We start from the raw sequence: 21,482 nt of genomic DNA on the forward strand, positions 1-21,482 counted from the left end.
GGGGCGCGCCGGGGGGGGGCGGCGGCGGGGGGGGGGGGGCGCCGGGGGGGGCGCGGGGGGGGGGGGGGGGGGGGGGGGGGGGGGGGCCCCCCCCCCCCCCCCCCCACCCCCGCGCGGAGAAGGCGGGGGTCAGCCCGCCGCCCCGTCGAGGAGCCTGCTGTAGCGCAGTCGCAGGGCCCGCTCCGTGCTGGACACCACGCTCGCGACCACGACTGTGACGTTGAGCCATGCCGGCAGACGGACGGGTGAGGTGAACGTCCCGAAGCGCTCGGCCACGGGAGGTACCTCGCTGAGCGGTTCGGCGATCTGCGGGATGAGGAGGAGCAGCGCGATGACGAGCACAGTCGCCGACAGGAAACCGATGAGGCCACTGAGCACGGGATGCGCGCGGTCGAACCGGGCGCGGCGTCCTTCGGCGGAGCGGGGGTCGGGGTCGAGCTGGTACTCCGTCCCCTCGGTGGTGACGTAATGGCAGCGCTTGAGCCCGAAGGTACTCATCCTCACTTCGATGGCGCCGCCCGGGACGGGAAAGGCGGCAGGGAGTTTTGCCCGGGCGTGATGCCTGCCATGGAGGTACAGATCGGCCTTGAACTCGCCGGTCTGCTGATCTCCCCACCGCTTGGCGTCGACGGCGTAGACGGTCTGCCGGCCGTCGTCGCCGTTCAGCCGCAGGTAGAGCAGTACGCGGCTGAGCGACTGCCACCAGCGGAACTGTTTAAGCGCTCGCCCGTCCCCGGGCTTGACCCTCCGCACAGCCCGACGATGCCGCGACGTTTCGAACATGGCTCCCGCTCCCTCACTACTCGTTCGGCTCGGCCGTGCGGGCCTTACTTGGCCGGTACCGCCGCGCAGGCGAGGTCGCGCTTCGGCCGCTCCCCGGTGGTCAGGAACGTGGTCGCGGAATCGTTCACGCAGGTGTTACGGCCCCAGGGATAGATGCCGTGTCCGCCCTGGTCGGCGGTCACCAGCGTGGCCCGGTTCCCGAATGCCCGCCGCAGCTTCTGGGCGCCTACCAGCGGCGATCCCGGGTCGCGCTCGTTCTGCAGCAGGAGTACGTTCGACGGCCCTCGGTCACCGATCCGCACCGGCGGTTCGACCCTCTCGTCCGGCCAGAACGCGCACGGTCCGACGCTCGCCGTGGACGCGCCCAGCATCGGGTACCGCAGCCGGTCGACCGCGACGTTGCGCTGATAGTCGCGGACCGAATCCGGCCAGCGTGTGTCACCGCAGACCACGTAGAAGCGCAAGGACATGAAGTTCTCCGCGTTCGGCACCTGCGGTTCCGGCGGCGGCGTCTGATTCGTGTCGAGCGCCCGCCAGACCTCGGCCAGATGCGGCATGGATCCATCGCTGTAGAGGCTGCCGAACGTGACGGCACGGAACATCGTCCCGTCCATGCCGTGGGCCGGCTTCTTGTCCAGCCGCTTGGCGAGAGCGAAGAACTTGGCCCTCACCTGCTTCGGTGTGGTGCCCAGTTTGTACTCGGGGTGCGCGACGGCGAACTTCGCGAAGTCCGGGAACCGGTCCTCCAGGCCACGGCCGAACAGCCGCATGGCCGTGACGTCGTACCCCTTGGGGCCCACGTTGCTGTCGAGCACGATCCGGTCGCTGCGCTTGGGGAACAGCGTCGTGTACACCGCGCCAAGGTAGGTGCCGTAGGAGTGACCGAGGTACGAGAGCTTCCGCTCGCCCAGCGCCGCCCGGATCCGGTCCATGTCACGCGCGGTGTTCGCGGTGGTGGTGTGCGGCAGCATCCACGACGTCTCCGAGGTCGCGCACTGCTTGGCGATCTTCCGTGCGTTCGTCGCCTCCCGTGCGACATCGGCCGCGGAGTGCGCGTACGGCGGGAAGTTGCCGCGTGCCCGCTGCTCCTTTGTCAGATCACAGGTCACCGGCGTACTGCGGCCGACACCGCGCGGGTCGAAGCCGATCACGTCGTAGGAGTCCATCACCTTCTGTGGCAGCCCCGTGGTGGCGAGAACGCCCGGGAAGTCGAGCCCTGTGGCGCCGGGGCCGCCCGGATCGGTCAGCAGTACGCCGCGACGCTGTGACGGCTTCTTGCTGGCCAGCCGGGAAATCGCGATCTCGACCTGCCGGCCGTCCGGATCCCGGTAGTCCAGCGGGACGTCGAGCGTCGAGCACTCAAGTTGGTCAAGACCAGGTGCGACGGGATCTTTCGGGCACGGGCCCCACCGCAGCGCGTCCGGCGTGGCCGCCTTGTCGGGCTCTGCCGCCGGTCCTCCGATCGCGGCCGTCGCCGCCACTGTCGCCGTCGCCACCACGATCGCGGCGAGGGCGAGAGGCAAGGTTCGGTTCATCTGATGTCCTCCTGAAAAAGGGTGGCGAGGCGCCGGAATACGGCGACCGCTCGGCGTCAGCCGCGGGCCATGGCCGAACCGGCCGTTCGCCTCCGTCCGGCGCTCCGACGATGGGGCTGATCCCGGAGTTTCTGTCAGGAATAGTCCGCGCCTGCCGTACTATTTTGCGTTCATTTGTTCGATTGTGTAGCTGGGGCGGGTCAGCCCGGACGGCGCCAGACCGTTTCGCGGCTGCGCATTGCCCCCAAATCAGCGGCTGGTCCGGTGTCCGCCGACGCCCGGTCTCCGCCGGTGTCCGGTCGCCGCCGGTGTGTGCCCAGCCACCGGACACCGCTGCGACGAGCGCGATGACTCCGCGGAGGATCATTTGGTCCCTCCGTCCGCCGGGGGCCCAGGTGTGGCTGCCCCAGAGCAGTTCGAAATCCGGGTCGAACAGGCCGCGGATCACATCACCGTCTGGGCGGCCAGGACCGTAGTCACCAGCCCGACCGCCTCAAGGGTTCTGCTGCCGCCCTTGCTCATCGCGCGTCTCCGTCTCGTGTCCGGTTGTCTCAGCACGTGAACGAGTCTGGTCCGCGCGGTGCGGCCGACACATCGGACTGGCGGCCCGAAACGTCTTCGACCCCGGGCGAGGTGGCGGTTCGACTTTGGTCTAGGGGGGTATCCGCCCTGGTCTGGCTCGCAGTCCGCACGTTTCGCGATAATGACGAGGTGAACATGGACGTCGCGGCACGGCTGGGTTGGTGGCAGCAGACTTGGCGGCTGGCCGGGGCCGCGGCGGTCGGCGTACCGGTCTGGCTCTCCACCGGTGTACTGCTGAAGTGGCAGTCGGCCGAAACGGGCTCCTGGTTTCTCATCGGTGATCCGCTGGTGGCGCTCGGCTGCCTGACGGCGCTTGTGTGGCGTCGGCGGTTCCCGCTCGCCATCGCCCTGACGGTCACTATCGCCTCGACCGCGTCGTCAATGGCCACCGGCGCCGCGCTTATGGCGCTGTGCTCGATCTCCACCCGTCGTCGCCCGGTGGAGATCGGCGTCGTCGTGCTGGCCTTCGTGACCGCGTCGCAGTTCGCCGTCGAGCTCTACCCGATCCCGCGTTCGGCCGGTTCGTTGTGGTGGCAGCTCGCGTTCCCGGCACTGACGGCGGGCATCGCGGTGGCCGTGGGTATGGCCATCGGCGCGCGGCGCGTCGAAGTGCGGTCCTTGCGGGAACGGGCGGAGATCGCGGAACGGGAACAGACCGCACGAGCGGCGCAGGCACGGGCCCTGGAACGCAACCGGATCGCGCGTGAGATGCACGACGTACTCGCCCACCGCATCTCCCTGGTCGCCATGCAGGCGGGAGTGCTGGACCACCGCGAAAATCTCAGATCCGAGGAGAAGCGCGTACTGGTCCGCGGCATCGCCGAGGGTTCCCACCAGGCCTTGGAAGAACTGCGGGATGTCCTCGGTGTACTCAGGGCCGACCAGGACCACCAGGAAGTCTCACAACCCTCACTTGAGCGAATCCCCGCCCTGGTGGCCGACGCCCGCACCTCCGGACTGGACGTCACGCTCACCACCACCGTGACAGGAACCCCCTCCGACGCCGTTGGGCGAACCTGCTACCGGGTCGTCCAAGAAGGACTGACCAACGCCGCCAAGCATGCTCCAGGCGCACACATCCGGATCACACTCCAGGGAACCGCGGGCGACGGACTCGACGTCAGCGTTCACAATTCGTCAGCCACGACGAAGACCACGCAACCGCCCGCATCCGGATTCGGCCTGCTCGGCCTCGTTGAACGAGTCGACCTCGCAGGCGGAAGCCTCAGTCATCACCCCACGCACGACAACGGATACGTCCTCACCGCACGGCTACCCTGGCCCTACCCGACCCACGAAAAGAGCGTATGAGTGGACAGCAAGCGGGAGTTGGTGCGTGTCGTCATCGTCGACGACGAGCAGCTGATGCGCATGGCGCTGCGGCTCGTCATCGACGGCGAACCGGACCTGACCGTCGTCGCGGAGGCGGCCGACGGGGATGCCGCGATTGCCGTGGTCGATGAGCAGCGGCCGGACGTCGTGCTGATGGACGTACGGATGCCCGGCCGTGACGGTCTCAGCGCCACCCGGGAACTGCTCACCCGGCCGGCGCCGCCCCGGGTCCTCATGCTGACCACATTCGACTCCGACGAACTGCTGCTCGACGCGCTGCGCGCCGGAGCGCTCGGGTTCGTCCTCAAAGACACTCCGCCGCCGCAGATCCTCGACGCGGTACGGACCGTCGCGAACGGCAACCCCGCGCTGTCCGCGGCGGCCACGGCACGAGTGATCGCCGAGGCCACCGGTCCGCAGTCCCCTCACATTCGTCACTCGTCCCGCGAAGCGGCACGGAAACAGCTTGCCGCACTGACCGTGCGAGAACTCGAAACCGCTCGGGCCATCGCGGACGGACTGGGAAACCCGGACATCGCCCAGAGGCTGAACATCAGCGTCGCGACCGTCAAAGCGCACACCGGCAACCTGTTCGCCAAGCTGGCGGTGGAGAACCGCGTACAGATCGCACTGCTGGTCCGCGACGCGGAGGAATAACTCCGCGACGAGGCGAAGCTCAGGAGCGTCGCAGCATCGGCGTGGGAGAAGGGACGACGGTCGGGGTCCGCCTCGACCCAGCTCAGACAGCCAGGCGCCAGCTCGGGAATCACCGCCATAGGCTGCATGTCCACCGGACACCCGTTCAAGCGGATTACCGCTGGTCGGGTAGCCGGATCACACCGCCGTGGAGGGTCGGGCGGTGACGGATTCACCAGTTCGCACAGGTCTCGCCACGGGATCCCCGTCCGCTCACGGATCAAGATCTCGTTGATCACCCTCCGGTGGCCGGCCCACCGCCCACCGCGCCGCCCGCCCGGTCACCGGCAGCTGAGCCTCCAGTCCTCGTTCGTCAGAGATCCTGTTGTCGCCGCAGGCAGCGGCACGCTGCACGACGTGGCGAACCTGGTGGGCCGCGGCGACCCGCTGGAGGCCGCCTACCTGCTGGCCTCGCGGCACGGCCTGCGGCCCGAGGACGTGTACGACGCCGTGAGTTCCGACGCCCGGGCCGTTCTCGGGCTGCCCGAGGAGCGCGTGGAGGGGTGGATGTCAGGGGCGCAGGTACTGGGTCAGCCGGTCAAGAAGGTGTGCGGCGTCCTGCAGGCTCCGGGCAGTCGCGGAGAAGTCTCCGGCAAGCAACTGCTCAGCGCCCGTGCCGTCCTCCTCCACCGATCCGGCTACGGGGGTGGGGACGCTCGTGCCGCGGTATCCCACGGGCTCCGATCCGACGTGGTGCCGGTAGCCGACGAAGTCGGAGATGCCGGGCTGCGGGGGTGTGTCGGCGCCTTCGACGCCATAGAACTGCACTCGGGACAGTTGGGTCTCATCGCCCCCGCAGTTGGCGGTGATACGCAGGCGGTAGTACCGGTAGCCCAGGGAATTGGGGAACGAGAACTCCCTGGTGTCGAAGCGCCTGTTGAATCGCTCGTTGTCCTGCGCGTCCAGTCGTGCCCAGGTCCCGCCGTCGTGGGAGCCCTCGAGCAGCCAGTCCGACGGGTCACGATCGGGGCAGTCGTTGGCGGAGGTCAGGCTGTACGCGGTGACGACGACAGGACTGTCGAAGGTGAACTCGAGGTCGGCGGAATCGTCGTGGGCCAGCCACTTGCTGCTGGCCTTGTGCAGGAGATTGGCCGCGACCTCGCCCCAGTCCTCGAACTCCTCGCTGGCCTCCACCTTGGACACCTTGCCGGTGACGTCCCGGCGTTCGCCGGTGGCCGACGGGCCGGACATCCCGGTGACCGCGGTCCGCAGAGTAAGCGAGGTCGCGTCTCCCTTACGGTCGCTCCACGTCACACGCTCCACCGGCGCGCCGCCGTCGTCGAGCAGCAGACACAGTCGGCCGACGGGGCGCCACACGCCATCATGCTCCTCCTCGGTGGCGAAATACCGCCCGACGACCTCGGAGGTACCGTCCGCGGCGACTGCCCTGCGCCCGGTGAGCGTGCCGCGCAGTTCGCCGATGACACCGTCTGAGGTCCGAAAATGCCCATGGAAGCCGGACAGGTCGCTGCGGAACGCAACGGCCGATTCAGCGCCGTCGGTCCCCCGCCACGACAGCCGGGCAGCGGATTCCCCTTCCCCGCGGTCGAGGTGGAACAGCAGTCGCGGCCCCGGCTGCCAGGTAGGCGCGTCGAGGGTGCGCCGCTCGGTGGCGAAGGTCCAGACGGTCTGCGCGCCCTTCCTCTCCGCGAGGATGCGCTCCGCGCGGCCGGCTTCCTCGGCGGGCTCCACCGTGATCGTGCGCACCCGGAGCAGGCCGTCGCCCGTGTCGGCGTTGTCGGCGTTGCGTATCCGGAGGACGTTCACGCCCTGGTGCAGGGCTTTGCCGGGCACACTCATCAGGTATTCCCGCAGGTCACCCGGATCCCCGTCGTCGGGCAGTGAAAGCCCCTCCATCAGCATCTCGTCGTTCAGCGTGACGTCCAGGGGGACGGCAGCGCCGAGCACCGCGACGCGCAGCACGGTGTCCGCGATGTCTTCCCCGGCTTCCACCACGAAGTCGACCTTGAGGTGGCCGCCGGCCGCCACGACGACGTACGAGGAGGCGATGACGCTACGGTGATGGCGAACGACTGCGTTCGTCAACTCGGCTGGCCGGGTGGCGAATTCGACAAGAACAGGGTCCATCTGCGGTTCTCCTCATGGTCGTTGTGCAGACCGTCCGCTGCCGGGCGGTTGTCGGAGACGCTAACGGACCCCTCTGACAACGGCACTTCACCCCCGTCCCAAGAGCACCACAGACCCGGCAGTTGCCCCGCCGGTGAATCGACCCCCAGCGACGGGACTTCGGGCGACGCGGTGTCCGAATCGGGCGTGGCCCGGGCGGCGATGGCCTCGATCGTGAGGGGTTTGTCGTCTGCGTCGTCGAGGTTGAGCTGGCGTGTGGCGTTGGTCGCGGGCTGCATCGCATCGGCGCGCAGTGATGGAGCGCACGCGGGCGCGCTGTAGTCGGAGAGACTCGTATACCCCGTATGCGGCGCGCGCCAGGAGGGCGTGCAGGGCTTCTTTACGTTGGGAGGTAGGACGCCCACTTCTCCGTAGGAGGGTTATCAGTCCCGTGGAGTTGGTGTTCGGCAGGAGGGCCACGAGGGGCTCGTACACGGGACTCCCGGTGTATGGGCCTCCGGGAGGAAGGGCGCCTCGTCGGACGTATGGTCCGTCCAGGTGAAGCGGATGCCGTTCGCGTGCTTGACCACGGCCTTGAATCCGGAGGGCGCCCCGGCACCGGAGCCGTCCAGGAGGCGGCCCAGGGCGGCGCACCCTGTCCGAAATGAGGCCGGGCTGCTTGCGCTCACCGACCCTGCCGACAAGGCCCAAGCGGTCGCCACCGCCCCCTGCGGAGGCCGCAAGGTGAGGACGCTGCCGTTCTCCACCGGCTTCGTGCGCGTCCACAAGCGCGGCGGCTACCTCTGTGCGTCACCGTCCCGAAGCGCGTCGACGGCCGAAGAACGATGTCGGTGAGTGTGCAGGCGCACGGCAACCGCCCGGTCGTCGACCAGGGCCGCTACGTCCGCAGGGCCGGCCCGGTCACCGTGCACGCGGGCCGACGCCGCTGTCCCGGACCGCACCGCTGTGTCAATGGCGGATCGGGAGCGGCACGCGACCGCCCATCAGCCGGTTGACGAGGGCGAGCAGCAGATCCCGGCTCGCCCGTCGTTCGCGCAGGTCGCCCATGACCACGGGGACGGCCGGGTCGAGGTCGAGTGCGTCCTTGACCTCGGACACGGTGCGGTCCTGCAGTCCGTGGAAGCAGTTGACTCCGACCACGAAAGGGACGCGGCGGCTCTCGAAGAAGTCGATCGACGCGAAACTGCTCTCGAGTCGCCGGGTGTCCGCGAGGACGACGGCACCGAGGGCACCGTGCACCAGGTCGTTCCACATGAACCAGAAGCGTTCCTGACCAGGGGTGCCGAAGAGGTACAGGACAAGCTCGGAACTCACCGTGATCCGGCCGAAGTCCAGCGCCACGGTTGTGGTGGTCTTGTCCTCCACCCCGTCGAGGTCGTCCACCCCGAGGCCCGCGACGGTCAGCTGCTCCTCCGTGTTCAGGGGCGGGATCTCGCTCACGGAGCCGACCATGGTGGTCTTGCCGACGCCGAACCCGCCGGCGATCAGGATCTTCATCGCGGCGGGTGCCGTGGCCGCCTCCGACACCGGTACCCCGGTCTGCTGTTCGTCAGAGTCTGAGTAGGGCATCCTTCACCGCCTGAAGAAGAATCAAGTCCGGTTCCTCGCCGGCCACCACCGTGAGCGGTGGCCGGATCGCCACTCGTCCGATGCCGAGCAGGTCGTCGACGAGGATCTTCGTGACCGCAATGGGCTGCCGCAGCATGGCGGAGACCTCGGCGAGCGCCACGGGTGTGCGGCACTGCTTCAGAATCAACCGGTGTTCGGGTTGCAGGCCTCGGTCACCCTGCTGGTCGACGAGGCCGACGACAGTGGCGATCACCGTGATGAGGGTGAGGTCGCCCCGCACCGAGGCGGTGCGACCCTGGGTGATCGTGTATGCCCTGACCAGGCTTTCCTCGGAGTCATCGTCGTCCGCCGCCGCGTCGGCCCAGTGTCTCACTCACGTCCTCCCCCCGTTCCTGCCACGCCGGAGCGGGAGGATCCCCAGTCCTGCGTATGCCCCTGGACGACCCGTACTTCGGTGCCCAGATGCTGTCCCACTTGCTGTACGAGGGTGTCCATCGCCACGGCCATCACCTCCGCGTCCACCTCCTGGTCCGCGACGACCGCCAGGTGGGTGCCCCGGCCGGCGGAGCTGATGAACAACCACAGTTCGTCGAGTTCGATGATCAGCTGGCGGACCGCACCGCCTCCGAACACCTCGCCGACTCCTCGCGCCAGGCTCTGCTGCCCAGTGGCGATGGCCGCCAGGCGTTCGGCGTCTACCCGGGCGATGCTGCTGGACTGACTGACGACCAGACCGTCGTCGGACAACACCACGGCGTTCCGGGTGCCCGGAACCTGGTCGACCAGACGATCGAGCAGCCAGTCGAGATCAGAGTTGGTGGCAGTGCTTCGCAGAGTCATCGTCCGTCTTCCTTCCGGGGCCGTTCGGGTCCCGGTGCGGGATCGTTGGGTTGGTGATCGGGGGTGTGCCTGAGCCGGGCGGCCCGGGACTGGCGTTGGAAGGCGCCGACAGTGGCGCCGGGGCGTGCCCCGTTCCGACGGGGCAAGGGCTGGGCCTCGGCCGGGTCCGCGTACGGCTCCTCGGGGTGCGCGGCGGGAGGCTGCCGGAGTTCGGTGGCGAGGCTGGCCTGCCGTACCCGCCGGGGCAGTGGGTCGTTGGCGAGCCTCGGTTCCGGAGCCGGAGCGGGCCGGGCCTGCGGCTCGATCCAGGGACCGACGAGCGGACGGGTGAGCTCCTCCCGGTCGCCCGGCCGGAGCCGCGGCCGGAGATCGGGGTGGGTGTCCGCCTGAGCGGGCATGCTGTGCAGCGCGAGCTGGTCGGGGTAAGGGAAGGCGTCGGCCGGCATCTCCTCCGGGAGCGGTCCTCCGTCGGTGATCAGCTCCCCGGGCACCAGGACGACCACCCGGGTGCCCCCGAAGGACGAGGGCCGCAGCTCCACCTTGAGACCCAGGTTGGCGCAGAGCCGGGCCACGACGTACAGGCCCAGCCGGGCGTCGTCGGCGCGGGACATGACGTCCATCCGGGGCGGTGCGGCCATCAGCGCGTTGGCCGCGTCGTACTGCTCGGGCTCCATGCCCATGCCGCGGTCCTCGATCTCGATCGCGACGCCGCGGCCCACCTGGGACACGGTCACCTCGACCGGCGTCGGCGGCTTGGAGAAGGACACCGCGTTCTCCATCAGCTCCGCCAGCACGTGTGCCACGGGACCGACGGCGCGCTCGGACAGCCAGGCCTCGACGTCGATGTCGATCCGGATGCGGCGGTAGTCCTGCACCTCGCTCTGCGCGGAACGCAGGACGTCCAGCAGTAGTACGGGCCTGCGCCAGCGGCGCTGTGGCTGTCCGTTGCCGAGGATGACCAGGTTCTCCTCGTAGCGGCGCAGCCGGGCCGCCAGGTGGTCGAGGTCGAAGAGACCTTCGAGGACCGCGGGGTCCTCGTGCTGGCGCTGCATCTCACCGAGTCGCCTGAGCTGCATGCCGATAAGCAACTGGGTCCGCCTGGCGATACGTTGCAGCAGGCGCTCGAAGCCGCGGTACAACTCGACCTCTCGTACGGCGATCTCCAGGGACGAACCCCGGGCCTGGTTGAGAGCCTGGCCGAGCTGGCCGAGTTCATCGTCGGCGTGGCGGATCTCGGGCAGTTCGGCGTCGGTGTCGACCTTCTCCCCCCGGCGCAGCCGCTCCACCATGTCGGGCAGCCGAGTCTGCAGTTCCAGTGCCTCCGAACGGAGCGCGAAGATCCGCAGGCGCAGGATTCCGGTCAGACGCAGCGTGAACAGGAGCAGCAGCATCACCGCCGCCGCGCTCGCTGCGGCCGTGATGATCAAAGTTTGCACCAGGCCGTCGAGTTCGCCGTTGGTGACGGCGTCGAGGTCGGAGGCGACTGCGTCGCCGGCCTTCTCCAGCTCGGGCGTGATGTCGGTGCGGACCTGCTGCCACTGTTGGCCGACCGAGGCGGCCACGGGGGTCCGGCCGGCCTCGTCCTCCTCTTTGGTGCTGAGGAGGCCCGTCTCGATCCGGGCCTTCTCCTTCCAGTCGGCACTGGAGAGCACGCTCTCGTAGGACTTGGCCAACGGCGCGGGCAGCTGTGCCACGATCTTGTCGTCGTAGATGTGCCGCTGAGCGCCGATCGCACCGGCGAGCTGGAAGCGCTGCTCATCGGTGAGCCGGCCGCTCGCCACCCCGGAGGCGATGATCTCGTCCTCGCGCGCGATCATCTCCAGGCCCCACGCGGCGTCGAACGTCGGCCGGCCGAGCTCGGCCTGTTCGCCGAAGCCCACGTTGCTGAAACCCTCGAACATCTCCAGGTCCCAGGTGATGATCTCGGTGTAGTCGTCGAGGGTCTGCTCCGGGTCGGCGGATCCCTGGTCCAGGGCGTCGCGCCGGTCGGGCAGTCGCCCCATGGCCCGGTCGAGCTTCCGGAACGTTTCGCCGAGATCCTCCGGTACGGAACCGGACAGCGCGTCGAGGCGCCGCACGGCTGTGTCGGTGAGCCCACGCTGACGCGTCAGTTCGGACCGGTCCGCCCGGGGAGCCGACAGCGCCATCGAGGTCAGCCGCCGCTCCGTCTGCACAGCGGAGATGACGCCCAGGAGCGGCTCGGTGAAGCGCTCAGTCGACCCCTGCCGATCGTGGACCTCACGCCACTCCCCGTACTGCTGGGCCGAGTTCGTCACTGCCAGGGCGACCAGGACGAGGCAGGGCACCAGGGCGAGTGCGAACAGGATCGTCCGCAGCGACATCCGACGCTTGGGAACCGTCTCTTGACCTGTCGGACGGCTCGCGGCTGGTGAGGTTCGTGTGTGGAGTGCCACTGGGGTCCCCGGCGTGTGAGTGATGACGGACCGTTACTGGGAGCGGTGGTCCGAGTCATGACAGAGGGGAGCCTACAGACTGGATAAACGATCTCAATACGGTTCGGCTGATTGATACATTGCCGATATTGTCCCGAAGAGACCACTCTGCGGCGCATCTCTCTCACAGCGGCTGAACGCAGCTCGCGAATGCTCCCCGCCGAGCCGGACGTAAAGGGCGGTGTCCGCGGGGCACTTGGCCTGTACGTTGACGGCCTCGGTCACCTCATACCCGAGTGCGTTCTCCGCCTTCCCGTCGCAGACGGGCTCGCGGACCTGGCTGCCGCCGGTGCCGGTGCCGGTGCCGTAGAAACAGTCCCCGACGATGGTGTGCGCGACCTGCCTCCGCCGCCCGGGTCCCCGGGGTGCGGCGACCGGATGCTGCGCATACAGGCGACGCCCTGTGCGGTGGTCCCGTCACCGTCCTCGTCCTGCGCGGGCCGCCGTTCGCTGATGTGCAGGACGAAGTCGCTGGTCCCGGGGCAGGAGTGGCCCGTTCGCGACTCGGCCGTTGTGCCGGTCCATGACCCGCGCGGCCGCGCGCTCGCCCGAGCAGGGCACCTCGCTGAAGCTGCTCGTGCCGAACGAACTGCACTCGTCGATCGCGAGGAACACCGCCCCGAACCCGGACTGCCGGGACACCACCCCGACAGACACGTCGACCCCAGCGCCGTCCCTCAAAGAGACCCGCACCCATCCGAAGGTCACCGATACTCCGGGCCTCGGCCCTCGCCAGGCTCGGGCCGACCCTGACTCATGATCAGCCCGCACACCACGACCGCGAGCACGCCCGACGCCTCGACCTGCTCGGCCAGCAGATAGGCGCTGAACGGGATCAGGGTGATCGTGAGGTTGTCGAGCATCGTCTCGCCGAGCTCGCGTACGAGGTGGCGTAGCCGGATGCCGAGCCATGCGACCAGTACGGGAGCACCGGCAGGAAGACGAGCAGCAGCACCTCTGGTGGCAGCTCGGCCTCGCAGAGCAGCAGGACGCTAGCGGCCAGTTGCAGTACGGGGGTGGCCACCTTGAGCTGGTGGGCGAGGGCGCCGCTCACCAACGAAGCGCATCCGAGCAGCACGACGAACTCAAGGGCCGCCACGACTCAGTCTCCTCGAGGCCGTTGGGGTCGTTGGGTTCATGGAAGTCCTTGGGGCTCTCCTGGTCCCTCGGCTGCTGCGGGTCACCATGTCGTGGCGACCGTTCTCAGGGGGATCCACGTCTCGCCGCGTCGGCCGTAGTCGGTGGTCAGGAGCAATCGCCAGTCGGTCCGGCTTCCGTCTACCTTCGCGTCGGTCATGGTCCGGACAGTCAGACGGGCCGTGCCGTCGTCAGGGTCGAGCACCGTGTCCACCTCGTGGATGGAGTGGTAGACGAACTGCCCGGCCTTCATCGCGGCCAGCCACTCGGCTTTGGGCTGCACATAGCCCGTCATGTGGGTGAGGGTGAAACCCTCGCCGAGCAGGTCGTCGAGCACGTCACCTCCGCCCAGTACATAGCCACCCGCACCCGCACCCGCAGGCGCCGCAGCAGCTGACTCCCGCCCAGCGCGAGGGAGCACCCCGAGCATGACCGACCTCTTCTGCGGCACCGGCCCTCACTGGACAACCAGCCGGGTTCCAGCACTCCAGCCAGGTCCCGGTCAGATCGTGGTGCGCGCGCGGTGGCGAACTACCGGCGGAGCAGATCGCCGCCATGCGCTACGGCAACAAGGTGCCGCTGGTGTACGCGCGGGTCGCGCTGCGCGACTGGCACGCCTTCGCCACCGCCCGCGTCTCCCGCGTCAGCACCTCGTCGATGTTCCTCTCCAGTTTCGGCCTGCCCACGGTCACCGAGACCGATGACTTCACGATGCCGCACCGCCCCGAAGTGCCCACCGTCGTCTCCCTGTCGACCACTCCCAACTCGCCCGGACTGATCTGCCGCGAACAGCACAAGGCGGGCCGCCGGACACTCATCCCCATGGCCTTCGAGGACTTCGAGTGCGAGATCCGCGACTCGATGGCCCGTTCTCTGGGCGCGTTCGGCTTCGATCCGGCAGAGGCTGTTCCAGCCCGAGTCCCAGCGACCGTACGCCAAGGCCCGCCGGCCGATCGGCCGCATCGCCCTCGCGAACTCGGACGCGGAGGCCTTCAGTTACACGCACGCGGCCTTCGACGCGGCTTTCCGCGCGGTCGCGTATCTCCTGTAGGAACGCGCATCGCCTGACGGAGACGCGCCTCTCCTGAAGGACCGGACAGGGCCCTACGGTTCGATCTCGGACGAGGACGTTCCTGGACGAGGCTGTTCTTGGACTAAGACCTCGCCGAACGGGCCGAGGGCTGGCGCAGCAGCTCGGCAGTTCCGCCAGAGCGTCTCTTCGCTCCCCGGCGGCATCCCCGGACGAACCGTCACCTTCGTCCGCCTCGATGCCGCCGGACACTGTCAGCACGGATGCTCACACGCGTGACGCCCCGGACAAGGATGTCCGGGGCGTCACGGGCCGCGGTGGCCGCTTTCTTACACCGCGACGATGCCCTCCATGCCGGACTCGGCGAAGGCGGGCAGCCCTGTGGCGGTGGTGACCTTGATGAGCGAGCCGTTCCTGCCCACGCGGAAGCCGTCGACCGTGCCGGAGACGGCGTTCTGCACGTAGAGGAACCGCTCGTCCCGGGTCACCGCCAGGTCGATCACGCCCTGCGACATGGCGGAGGGCGGGGTGGCGATGCCGACGTCGTTGGTGAGCAGGAGCTTTCCGTGCCGGTCGGTGCGGTAACCGGTGACGGTGGAGTTGCCGGTGTTGCCACCGTAGAAGAAGTCACCGGCGCGCTCCAGCCAGCACAGCGTGTTCTGGCCGTTGGCCAGCGGCTGCTGGACGACCTTGAGGGTTCCGTCGGCGCGCACCTTGTACGTGCTGACCGTCGACTTCTCGGCCTCGGCCACCAGCATCCGGCCGCCCTCGTCGAAGGTGATCGCGAACGGCACGCCGCCGGCCGAGTCGTTGACCACCGGCCGCTGGGCGGGACGTCCGTCACGCCGCATCGGGAAGACCTCGACGGTGTTCGCCGATTTGGTGGTGACGACCAGCGCACGGCCGTCCGGCGTGAACGCGACCTGGCCGGGCGAGCTGCTGAACAGCGGCACCTTCTCGTTGTCCAAACCCAGCGAGCGATGTGAACCGCTCAGCGGCACCAGGCCCTTCGCGGTGATCCGGAATCCCTTGACGCTGCCTTCCCCTCCCGCGTTCATGACGTACGCCAGCTTGCCGGAGACGGTGATCGACGCGGGGAAACTTCCGCCGGAGGAGACCACTTGACGACTCGTCAGCTTCTGCCCCTGGACCCGGAACGAGGTCACGGTGCCGCTGCCCGCGTTGACCGCCAGCAGTAAGCCCGACCTGTCGTCGTAGACGAGGGAGCTCTGGGACGCGAGCGAGTCGGTGGGCGCGTCTACCTGGTCCCCTCCTTTGCCACCGGTCACGTAGTTGCCCGCGGCCCTCAGCGCGCCGTCGTCACCGCGCTCGAAGACGTGGATGGTGTTGGCGGCGAGTTCGTTGCCCTGCACGAACACGGCATGGTCGGCCTTGGCAGTGCGCCCGGACTGCTGGGGTTCCCCGGCGGAGGCGAAGTTCACCGTGGTGGCGGCCGCCACCGCCGCGAGGATCCCGGCTCCGGCGACGGTCAACCGAACCTGTAGCGATGACCTGCGCCTGGTGTGCCTGCTCATGCATTTGCTCCTCGGACCTCCGCCGCCACCACGAACCGGCGGCGTGCAGCACCAGAGTTGCCTGCGGGACGAGCGGGCCACGAGGGGTTTCACCACCACGTCAGGCTCTCGTAAGGTCTGCCCCCCTGGCACACCATCCACGGGAACGGTTCTCAACTCGTCCGACCCTGGCCGGACCCGTCGGAGAACTTCCCGGAAAGCGGCCGGAATGACTGGCCATCTCATTTTGCACTAGCAATGATCAGGCAGGGGAGCCGACCGACGGTCGTTGCCGTTGCCGTTGCGCCCAGGAGTGACATCGGCAGAGTTTCGAGGCAGCCTCGCTGCGGACGAGCTACCGGGGGATGAGCTGTGAGCGTGGACGGCTCATCCCCCGCACCACAGGCCCGAACAGACCGAGGGCGCCCCGACGACCACGGATCCACTCGGCACTCCCGGCGACGAGACTGCGTCCCCACTGCCTGAGGACCCGCGGAGTAGAGGGAACGTGACCGCTCAAAGGCACGGCGGCATGGGTACGCCCGAAGGGCAGGACGGCACTCCGCCCGGCTCCGAGGAGTTCGGTTACGCGACGACTCACTGTCCGGCACGCAAGTCAGCGCGCCGCCCGGCCCGTCGCGCACTACAGGCAGTGCGCCCCAGATCAGCGCACTGGTTGTCAGGCGGGAGTCGTCGTCAGGCGCTCCGCCAGCCTGGTCGCGAACTCCTCAGCCCGGGCCAGCTGCGTACGCAGATCGGCGACCCGCTGCTGTGCGGCCTGCTCGAACCCGCGTATGCGGTCCAGCACTTGCTCACGGACCACGGGCGGCAGTTCCTCGCCCGAGTCGATGCGGTCGGTGGCCTCGAGCAGGGCGCGCATCTCGTCGAGGGTGAAGCCGAGCGGCTTCATGCGGCGGATGACCATCAGGCGGGCGACGTCGGCCTCGGTGTAGAGGCGGAAGCCTCCTTGTGAGCGGGCAGAGGGGATGACGAGGCCGGTGTCCTCGTAGTGCCGGATGGTGCGCAGTGACAGTTCGGTTCGTGTCGCGACCTCGCCGATCTGCATGTGCTCGCTGCTCACGCGGGGGCCTTCCTCGTCTCTCACTGCGGCCGTGGGCGAGCGCCGCCGATCTCTACTCTAACGTTAGAGTAGAGTCTCCTCGGTGTCGGGCCAGTCGGTCTGCCGTGCCCGTTCCCGTGGTGCGGGTAGCCGTCCCGTGAACATCAGCCGTGTCGGGGCCGCCGAAGCCCCCGGCAAGGACCTCAGTCCGCAGGAGAGAGCGTGCGCATGTCCGTGCCGCCCGGCGCCGCTGCCTGTCCGCCGTGACCCTTCGCCCTCAGGCTGCGCCCGATTCCCTCGCAGGTCGCTTCGCCGCTGCCCACTGATTTCGGTCCGCGCCGCTCGCGGACTTCGTGGATCGCCACCCCGGCGCTCCAAGCCTTCCTGCGCGCCCGCGTGATGCCGGGTGTGCCCCGAGCACGACAGGTTCCTCTCGCCTTGCACTCCCCCGCACTGTCCCCAGCCACGTGGCTGCGTGGCTCCCGACGTCCCACCTGGCTGTCCGACCCGAAAGTGCTGCACACCGAGGTGCTCGCCGGTCTCGTGGTCGCCCTCGCCCTGATCCCGGAGGCGATCTCGTTCTCGGTCATCGCCGGAGTCGACCCGGCGATCGGCCTCTTCGCCTCGTTCACCATGGCCGTGACCATCGCCATCGTCGGCGGCCGACCGGCCATGATCTCTGCGGCCACCGGCGCCGTCGCCCTGGTCATCGCCCCACTGAACCGCGAGCACGGCTTCGGCTACCTCGTCGCCGCCGTCATCCTCGCCGGCGTCTTCCAGATCGTCCTCGGCCTGCTCGGGGTGGCGAAACTGATGCGGTTCGTGCCGCGCAGCGTGATGGTCGGCTTCGTCAACTCCCTCGCCATCCTCATCTTCATGGCCCAGGTACCGGAGATGACCCGGGTGCCGTGGGCCGTCTATCCGCTGCTCACCGCCGGGCTGGCACTGATGGTGTTCTTCCCGAAAGCCACCACGGTGGTCCCGGCCCCGCTGGTGTCCATCGTGACCCTCACGCTCATCACCGTCGCGGTCGGCATCGCGGTGCCGACCGTGGGCGACAAGGGAGAGCTGCCCTCCTCTCTTCCGGTACCGGGCCTGCCGGACGTGCCCTTCACCCTGGACACGCTCACCACCGTCGCCCCCTATGCGCTCGCCATGGCGCTGGTCGGGCTGATGGAGTCGCTGATGACCGCGAAGCTGGTCGACGAGATCACCGACACCCGCTCCTCCAAGACCCGTGAGTCGATCGGCCAGGGCGTCGCCAACATCGTCACCGGCTTCTTCGGCGGCATGGGAGGCTGCGCCATGATCGGCCAGACGATCATCAACGTACGGGTCTCCGGCGCCCGTACCCGGCTGTCGACGTTCCTGGCCGGCGCGTTCCTGATGGTGCTGTGCATCGCCTTCGGGCCGGTTGTCTCCGACATCCCCATGGCCGCCCTGGTCGCGGTCATGGTCATGGTGTCGTTCGCGACCTTCGACTGGCACTCCATCGCCCCGAAGACGCTGAGGCGCATGCCGGCCGGGGAGATCAGCGTCATGGTGATCACCGTCGCGTGTGTGGTCGCCACGAGCAACCTCGCCATCGGCGTCGTCGTCGGCTCGATCACCGCGATGGTCATCTTCGCCAAGCGCGTCGCTCACCTGGCCGAGGTCACCGCCATCACCGACCCGAACGGCAGCACGATGGTCTACCGGGTCACGGGTGAGCTGTTCTTCGCCTCCTCCAACGACCTGGTCGGCCGGTTCGACTACGCGGGCGACCCCGACAGGGTCGTCATCGACCTCTCCGCCACCCACATCTGGGACGCCTCGTCCGTCGCCGCCCTGGACGCCATCGAGACCAAGTACACCCAGCGCGGCAAGACCGTCGAAATCATCGGCCTGAACGAACCCAGCGCCCGTATCCACAAGAAGCTCAGCGGCGAACTCGCCGGCAGCCAATGACCAACACGCGGCGCCGACTCGGCAGCGATCGCAGACATGGTCACGGCGGGCAGTCCGTCGCGGGTAGCCACGCGGACCAGACGGTCGACGCGCTGGGCTCAGCGCCGCGCACGGTCGCCAGTCCCCACCACTGTCAGACGCGAGCCAGTTGCGCGGCGCCGAACGACACGTCGAAACGGTCGCACCAGATGCTCACGCTGCTGTAGCTCGACGGATCCACGTCCCTGGGCACGGTGTAGTTCTGGCTTCCCTTGTTGCCTTTGAGCTTGCCAAGGCTGACGTACTCCCCGTCGTCGAAGACGTGCCACCCGGCCCGACCCGGCTTCACCGGTGCATCGGTCAGCAGGACACGCAGGTCCGGCCCGTTGCTGGTGTCGAGGTTCTCCAGCCGGACGACATAAGAGCCGTCAACCAGCCGTACGAGCTTCACCGCGCCCGATGTCGCGTGCTCGTGGCTGAGCAGCTCACCGGTCGCCAGCGTCTGCGGACCAGGGGCCGAGGGCTCGGCCGAGGGCGCCGCAGCGGAAGGAGCGGAAGTCTCCGCCACTCCGGGCAGTGCCTCCTCGACGGTTTCGTCCTGCCACAGCTTCCACGGCTGGAACCAGTACAGCCCGAAGCCCCCAGCGACCGCCACCACCAGCACCGCGATGACCAACGGCCTGGTCAGTGCCTTCCACACACGCGCCATCCCTGTCCCACCTTCTGGCATTCCCTATGTCGTCCGTCTTCCGATTCAACGAATACGGGCAGCCGTCCCGCACCCTCAGGTGATGACGGAATCCTTACGCTGCGGGCGTCGCGCACAGCCGGAGGCCAACGACCACCTCAACACCGATGAGACCCCAGTCACGCATTGCTCAGAGTGGCGGTGTCGTCGTCGTTGTTCTGCAGACCCGGCCTGCGCGAACGTGTCCTGCCCTGTCGGTCAACTCCGGGGGACGTCCGTGTGGAGGCGGACGATGGTGCCCTGCTCTCGGGTGGAGCGGATTTCCACCAGGTCGCAGAGCTGGTGGGCGAGCCAGAGGCCGCGGCCGCCAATCTGGTCGGGCGTGGGGCGGGTGCGGCCGGCCATCACGTCGGGGATGTAGCCGGCGTCGCGAAACTCGCACAGAAACGTCGCGTCCTGAGTCCAGGTACGCAGAGTTCCGCGGCCTCCACCGTGCCGGATGCTGTTCGTGGCGATCTCCGAGACGGCGACGGCGAGCTTCAGCCGCTGATCCTCCGAGACGCCTGCGTCCGCCGCGCACTGGGACACCTTCGAGCGGATCGCGGCCAGGTCACCGTGTGTGTAGCTCAGCTCCTGGTAGGGATCGCACGGGGCGTTCAGGACCTCGAAGGGATACGCCTGGGCGCTGAGGTAGCTTTCGTTGCGGACGTAGTGGCCGTCCTGGCGGATCAGGGGGTGGCAGCGGGACAAGGACTGCAGGGCGCTCTGGTCGTCGTCGGCGTCGTCGTAGGGACACAGCATCGACCAGGCGGAGCTGCGAGCGAAGGCGCGATTCAAGAGCCATTCGTGATAGCGCAGCTCAGAGAGGTGTGCGGCGTTGCGGGCCCCGCGCCAGGCTGTCTCTCCGATGCCCCGTACCGGCCTGTCGCCATCACCTCGCTCTTTCATCCAGGTCACCCAGGCGCTGACGAGCCGACCGGGGTTGGGCCCGAGCGTCGTGGTGTCGACGAAAGTGACGTCGTGCTCGTCGGCGAACTCGCCACGCAGGAGTGACGCCTTGTCCGCGGGGACAGCGACGACTACGGCCTCGCCGCCTTCCAGTGCTTCGTGGATGTAACCCAGTGTTCCGGACAGGAATTGCTTGTCCCCGCGATAGGGGTAGAGCTCGTGGCGGAACGACGGCTGGTCCTGGTCGGACGGCTTCGACGGCAGGATGGCGGTCATGCGGCCATCACCACCGGCACGCCGGCAGTCGCGTAGCCCGCAAGCTCCCAGCACAGGCGCACGGTTTCGTTGGCACCCTCCACGACGATCCGGCGGTCCGGCAGATGACGGGCGGCGTCGACAAGCGCGTGCATGCCGGCGGCATCAATCAAATCCAGGGAGTCAAAGCGCAGTCTCACTTTCGGTGAGAATCGTGTAGCAGCCCGTACCGCAGTGTTGAACGCGTCCGCGCACTCTGAGTCGATCACTCCGTTAACGCTCCAGCTGTCGGCACCCGTGCTGTACATCCGGAAGGCCGGACGCTCAGCGCGTTTGCCCATCTCGTGCGGGTGCACACCTGCCATACGTTCCAGGGTAGGCGCGTCCCACTGCGACAGTCGGAAAGCACACACCACGATGGCGTTGCTCTCCGAGGCGAACTCATCGAGCCTCAGCTCCTGAGCCACCAGCTCCTCGGTCCCGCTGTGCACCGCTCCCGGCACCCGTTCGGTAAGTACACGTACCGAGCGATAGCCCTCCAGGGCCGCGGTTCGCGCTTCGCGGCGCACCGCAGCCAGGACGGAGTCGGGGTCCGCAATGCGCGGGAAGTCGAGAATCACCGACTCGGTGGGCACAGCGTCACGGGGAAGACCAGAGGCAGCGCCAGTGGAGCCGACCACCACAATCTTGTCGCCGTACAGAGCGCCGTCAGCCACGTAGGCGAGGACATCCGCAGGGGACGTGGCAGCTGAGCCCGAGTGCCAGCAGACATGGTCACCAAGCTCGACGTCATCGAACGAAGCCAACGCCCGAGCCCCTCTCACCTGGCCCCCTTTCCAACTTTTCAACCCGTCCCGGATTACAGAGAATACTGGGCCGTCCAGGCGATCGTTAAGCCGAATGGAGACACCCCCCGCGTACGCCAACCGACGACTCCATCCGCCACTGCTTCAGATGCAGCCACCGTCTGCCAGTCTGCGCCTCGCGCAGACCGCCGCGCGAACGGTGATGCAGGGCAAGGCCGGACGTACGTTCGCGGCGGCTTT

General features: G+C 68.5%; 19 protein-coding genes and 3 pseudogenes. 6 read left to right on the plus strand and 16 right to left on the minus strand.

Annotated features, from left to right (window positions below; genetic code table 11):
• Nucleotides 1-129 precede the first annotated feature (129 nt).
• Together ACIBLC_RS40640 and ACIBLC_RS40645 are read right to left on the minus strand one after the other, a co-directional pair.
• On the minus strand, nt 130-783 hold the full coding sequence (locus tag ACIBLC_RS40640) for a hypothetical protein (RefSeq protein WP_399216535.1): 654 nt from the start codon (nt 781-783) through the stop codon (nt 130-132).
• Between the two features lie 44 nt (nt 784-827).
• Nucleotides 828-2,318, minus strand: a complete 1,491-nt coding sequence (locus tag ACIBLC_RS40645; RefSeq protein WP_399216536.1) for an alpha/beta hydrolase — start codon at nt 2,316-2,318, stop codon at nt 828-830.
• Between the two features lie 717 nt (nt 2,319-3,035).
• On the opposite strand from ACIBLC_RS40645, the gene ACIBLC_RS40650 reads away from it, so the two are divergent.
• From ACIBLC_RS40650 to ACIBLC_RS40660, 3 genes and pseudogenes are all read left to right on the plus strand, one after another.
• Nucleotides 3,036-4,211 carry a sensor histidine kinase gene (locus ACIBLC_RS40650; protein WP_399216567.1) on the plus strand — a complete coding sequence of 392 codons (1,176 nt, stop codon included), beginning with the start codon at nt 3,036-3,038 and terminating at the stop codon, nt 4,209-4,211.
• Nucleotides 4,212-4,889, plus strand: a complete 678-nt coding sequence (locus ACIBLC_RS40655) for a response regulator (protein WP_399216537.1) — start codon at nt 4,212-4,214, stop codon at nt 4,887-4,889.
• A gap of 366 nt (nt 4,890-5,255) precedes the next feature.
• Nucleotides 5,256-5,433 (plus strand): annotated as a pseudogene (locus ACIBLC_RS40660) (hydrolase); the annotation flags it as partial.
• 5 nt (nt 5,434-5,438) lie between these two features.
• On the opposite strand, the gene ACIBLC_RS40665 reads toward ACIBLC_RS40660, so the two are convergent.
• Nucleotides 5,439-7,016 (minus strand): discoidin domain-containing protein, encoded by a 1,578-nt coding sequence (locus ACIBLC_RS40665; protein ID WP_399216538.1) that lies wholly within the window; start codon nt 7,014-7,016, stop codon nt 5,439-5,441.
• 546 nt (nt 7,017-7,562) lie between these two features.
• Between ACIBLC_RS40665 and ACIBLC_RS40670 the strand changes: the two are divergent.
• Nucleotides 7,563-8,011: pseudogene (locus tag ACIBLC_RS40670) on the plus strand (hypothetical protein).
• On the opposite strand, the gene ACIBLC_RS40675 reads toward ACIBLC_RS40670, so the two are convergent.
• The 8 genes and pseudogenes from ACIBLC_RS40675 to ACIBLC_RS40710 all read right to left on the minus strand — a co-directional run bounded on the left by ACIBLC_RS40675 (nt 7,965) and on the right by ACIBLC_RS40710 (nt 13,352).
• A complete protein-coding gene (locus ACIBLC_RS40675) occupies nt 7,965-8,585 on the minus strand; it encodes a GTP-binding protein (RefSeq protein ID WP_399216539.1) in 621 nt (206 codons plus the stop codon). The pseudogene ACIBLC_RS40670 and the gene ACIBLC_RS40675 sit on opposite strands and share 47 nt — an antisense overlap.
• A complete protein-coding gene (locus ACIBLC_RS40680) occupies nt 8,566-8,958 on the minus strand; it encodes a DUF742 domain-containing protein (protein WP_399216540.1) in 393 nt (130 codons plus the stop codon). The genes ACIBLC_RS40675 and ACIBLC_RS40680 overlap by 20 nt, the downstream gene beginning before the upstream one ends.
• Nucleotides 8,955-9,425 carry a roadblock/LC7 domain-containing protein gene (locus ACIBLC_RS40685; protein ID WP_399216541.1) on the minus strand — a complete coding sequence of 157 codons (471 nt, stop codon included), beginning with the start codon at nt 9,423-9,425 and terminating at the stop codon, nt 8,955-8,957. Before ACIBLC_RS40685 ends, ACIBLC_RS40680 begins: the two co-directional genes overlap by 4 nt.
• On the minus strand, nt 9,422-11,767 hold the full coding sequence (locus ACIBLC_RS40690) for a nitrate- and nitrite sensing domain-containing protein (RefSeq protein ID WP_399216542.1): 2,346 nt from the start codon (nt 11,765-11,767) through the stop codon (nt 9,422-9,424). The genes ACIBLC_RS40685 and ACIBLC_RS40690 overlap by 4 nt, the downstream gene beginning before the upstream one ends.
• Nucleotides 11,768-12,034: 267 nt before the next feature.
• Nucleotides 12,035-12,559, minus strand: a pseudogene (locus ACIBLC_RS40695) (hypothetical protein); the annotation flags it as partial.
• A 23-nt stretch (nt 12,560-12,582) separates the two neighbouring features.
• Complete coding sequence (locus ACIBLC_RS40700) at nt 12,583-12,741, minus strand: cation:proton antiporter (RefSeq protein ID WP_399216543.1); 159 nt, start codon at nt 12,739-12,741, stop codon at nt 12,583-12,585.
• Nucleotides 12,714-12,977 carry a hypothetical protein gene (locus ACIBLC_RS40705; RefSeq protein WP_399216544.1) on the minus strand — a complete coding sequence of 88 codons (264 nt, stop codon included), beginning with the start codon at nt 12,975-12,977 and terminating at the stop codon, nt 12,714-12,716. Before ACIBLC_RS40705 ends, ACIBLC_RS40700 begins: the two co-directional genes overlap by 28 nt.
• Nucleotides 12,978-13,058: 81 nt before the next feature.
• On the minus strand, nt 13,059-13,352 hold the full coding sequence (locus ACIBLC_RS40710; protein WP_399216545.1) for a nuclear transport factor 2 family protein: 294 nt from the start codon (nt 13,350-13,352) through the stop codon (nt 13,059-13,061).
• A gap of 218 nt (nt 13,353-13,570) precedes the next feature.
• On the opposite strand from ACIBLC_RS40710, the gene ACIBLC_RS40715 reads away from it, so the two are divergent.
• A complete protein-coding gene (locus ACIBLC_RS40715; protein WP_399216546.1) occupies nt 13,571-14,083 on the plus strand; it encodes a hypothetical protein in 513 nt (170 codons plus the stop codon).
• Between the two features lie 291 nt (nt 14,084-14,374).
• Here ACIBLC_RS40715 and ACIBLC_RS40720 read toward each other — a convergent pair whose 3' ends face one another.
• Together ACIBLC_RS40720 and ACIBLC_RS40725 are read right to left on the minus strand one after the other, a co-directional pair.
• On the minus strand, nt 14,375-15,580 hold the full coding sequence (locus ACIBLC_RS40720) for a lactonase family protein (RefSeq protein WP_399216547.1): 1,206 nt from the start codon (nt 15,578-15,580) through the stop codon (nt 14,375-14,377).
• 658 nt (nt 15,581-16,238) lie between these two features.
• Nucleotides 16,239-16,640, minus strand: a complete 402-nt coding sequence (locus tag ACIBLC_RS40725) for a MerR family transcriptional regulator (protein ID WP_399216548.1) — start codon at nt 16,638-16,640, stop codon at nt 16,239-16,241.
• Between the two features lie 378 nt (nt 16,641-17,018).
• Here ACIBLC_RS40725 and ACIBLC_RS40730 point away from each other — a divergent pair, with 378 nt between their 5' ends.
• Nucleotides 17,019-18,566, plus strand: coding sequence for a SulP family inorganic anion transporter (locus ACIBLC_RS40730; protein WP_399216549.1), 1,548 nt, complete (start codon nt 17,019-17,021; stop codon nt 18,564-18,566).
• A gap of 133 nt (nt 18,567-18,699) precedes the next feature.
• Here the strand turns inward: ACIBLC_RS40730 and ACIBLC_RS40735 are convergent, their stop codons facing one another.
• From ACIBLC_RS40735 to ACIBLC_RS40745, 3 genes are all read right to left on the minus strand, one after another.
• Nucleotides 18,700-19,254, minus strand: coding sequence for a DM13 domain-containing protein (locus tag ACIBLC_RS40735; protein WP_399216550.1), 555 nt, complete (start codon nt 19,252-19,254; stop codon nt 18,700-18,702).
• Nucleotides 19,255-19,491: 237 nt separating this feature from the next.
• Nucleotides 19,492-20,457 carry an anti-sigma factor RsbA family regulatory protein gene (locus ACIBLC_RS40740; RefSeq protein WP_399216551.1) on the minus strand — a complete coding sequence of 322 codons (966 nt, stop codon included), beginning with the start codon at nt 20,455-20,457 and terminating at the stop codon, nt 19,492-19,494.
• Nucleotides 20,454-21,242, minus strand: coding sequence for an MEDS domain-containing protein (locus ACIBLC_RS40745; protein ID WP_399216552.1), 789 nt, complete (start codon nt 21,240-21,242; stop codon nt 20,454-20,456). The genes ACIBLC_RS40740 and ACIBLC_RS40745 overlap by 4 nt, the downstream gene beginning before the upstream one ends.
• Between the last annotated feature and the right edge of the window lie 240 nt (nt 21,243-21,482).

This window comes from Streptomyces sp. NPDC050535 (genome assembly GCF_044457665.1).
Taxonomy (GTDB): domain Bacteria; phylum Actinomycetota; class Actinomycetes; order Streptomycetales; family Streptomycetaceae; genus Streptomyces.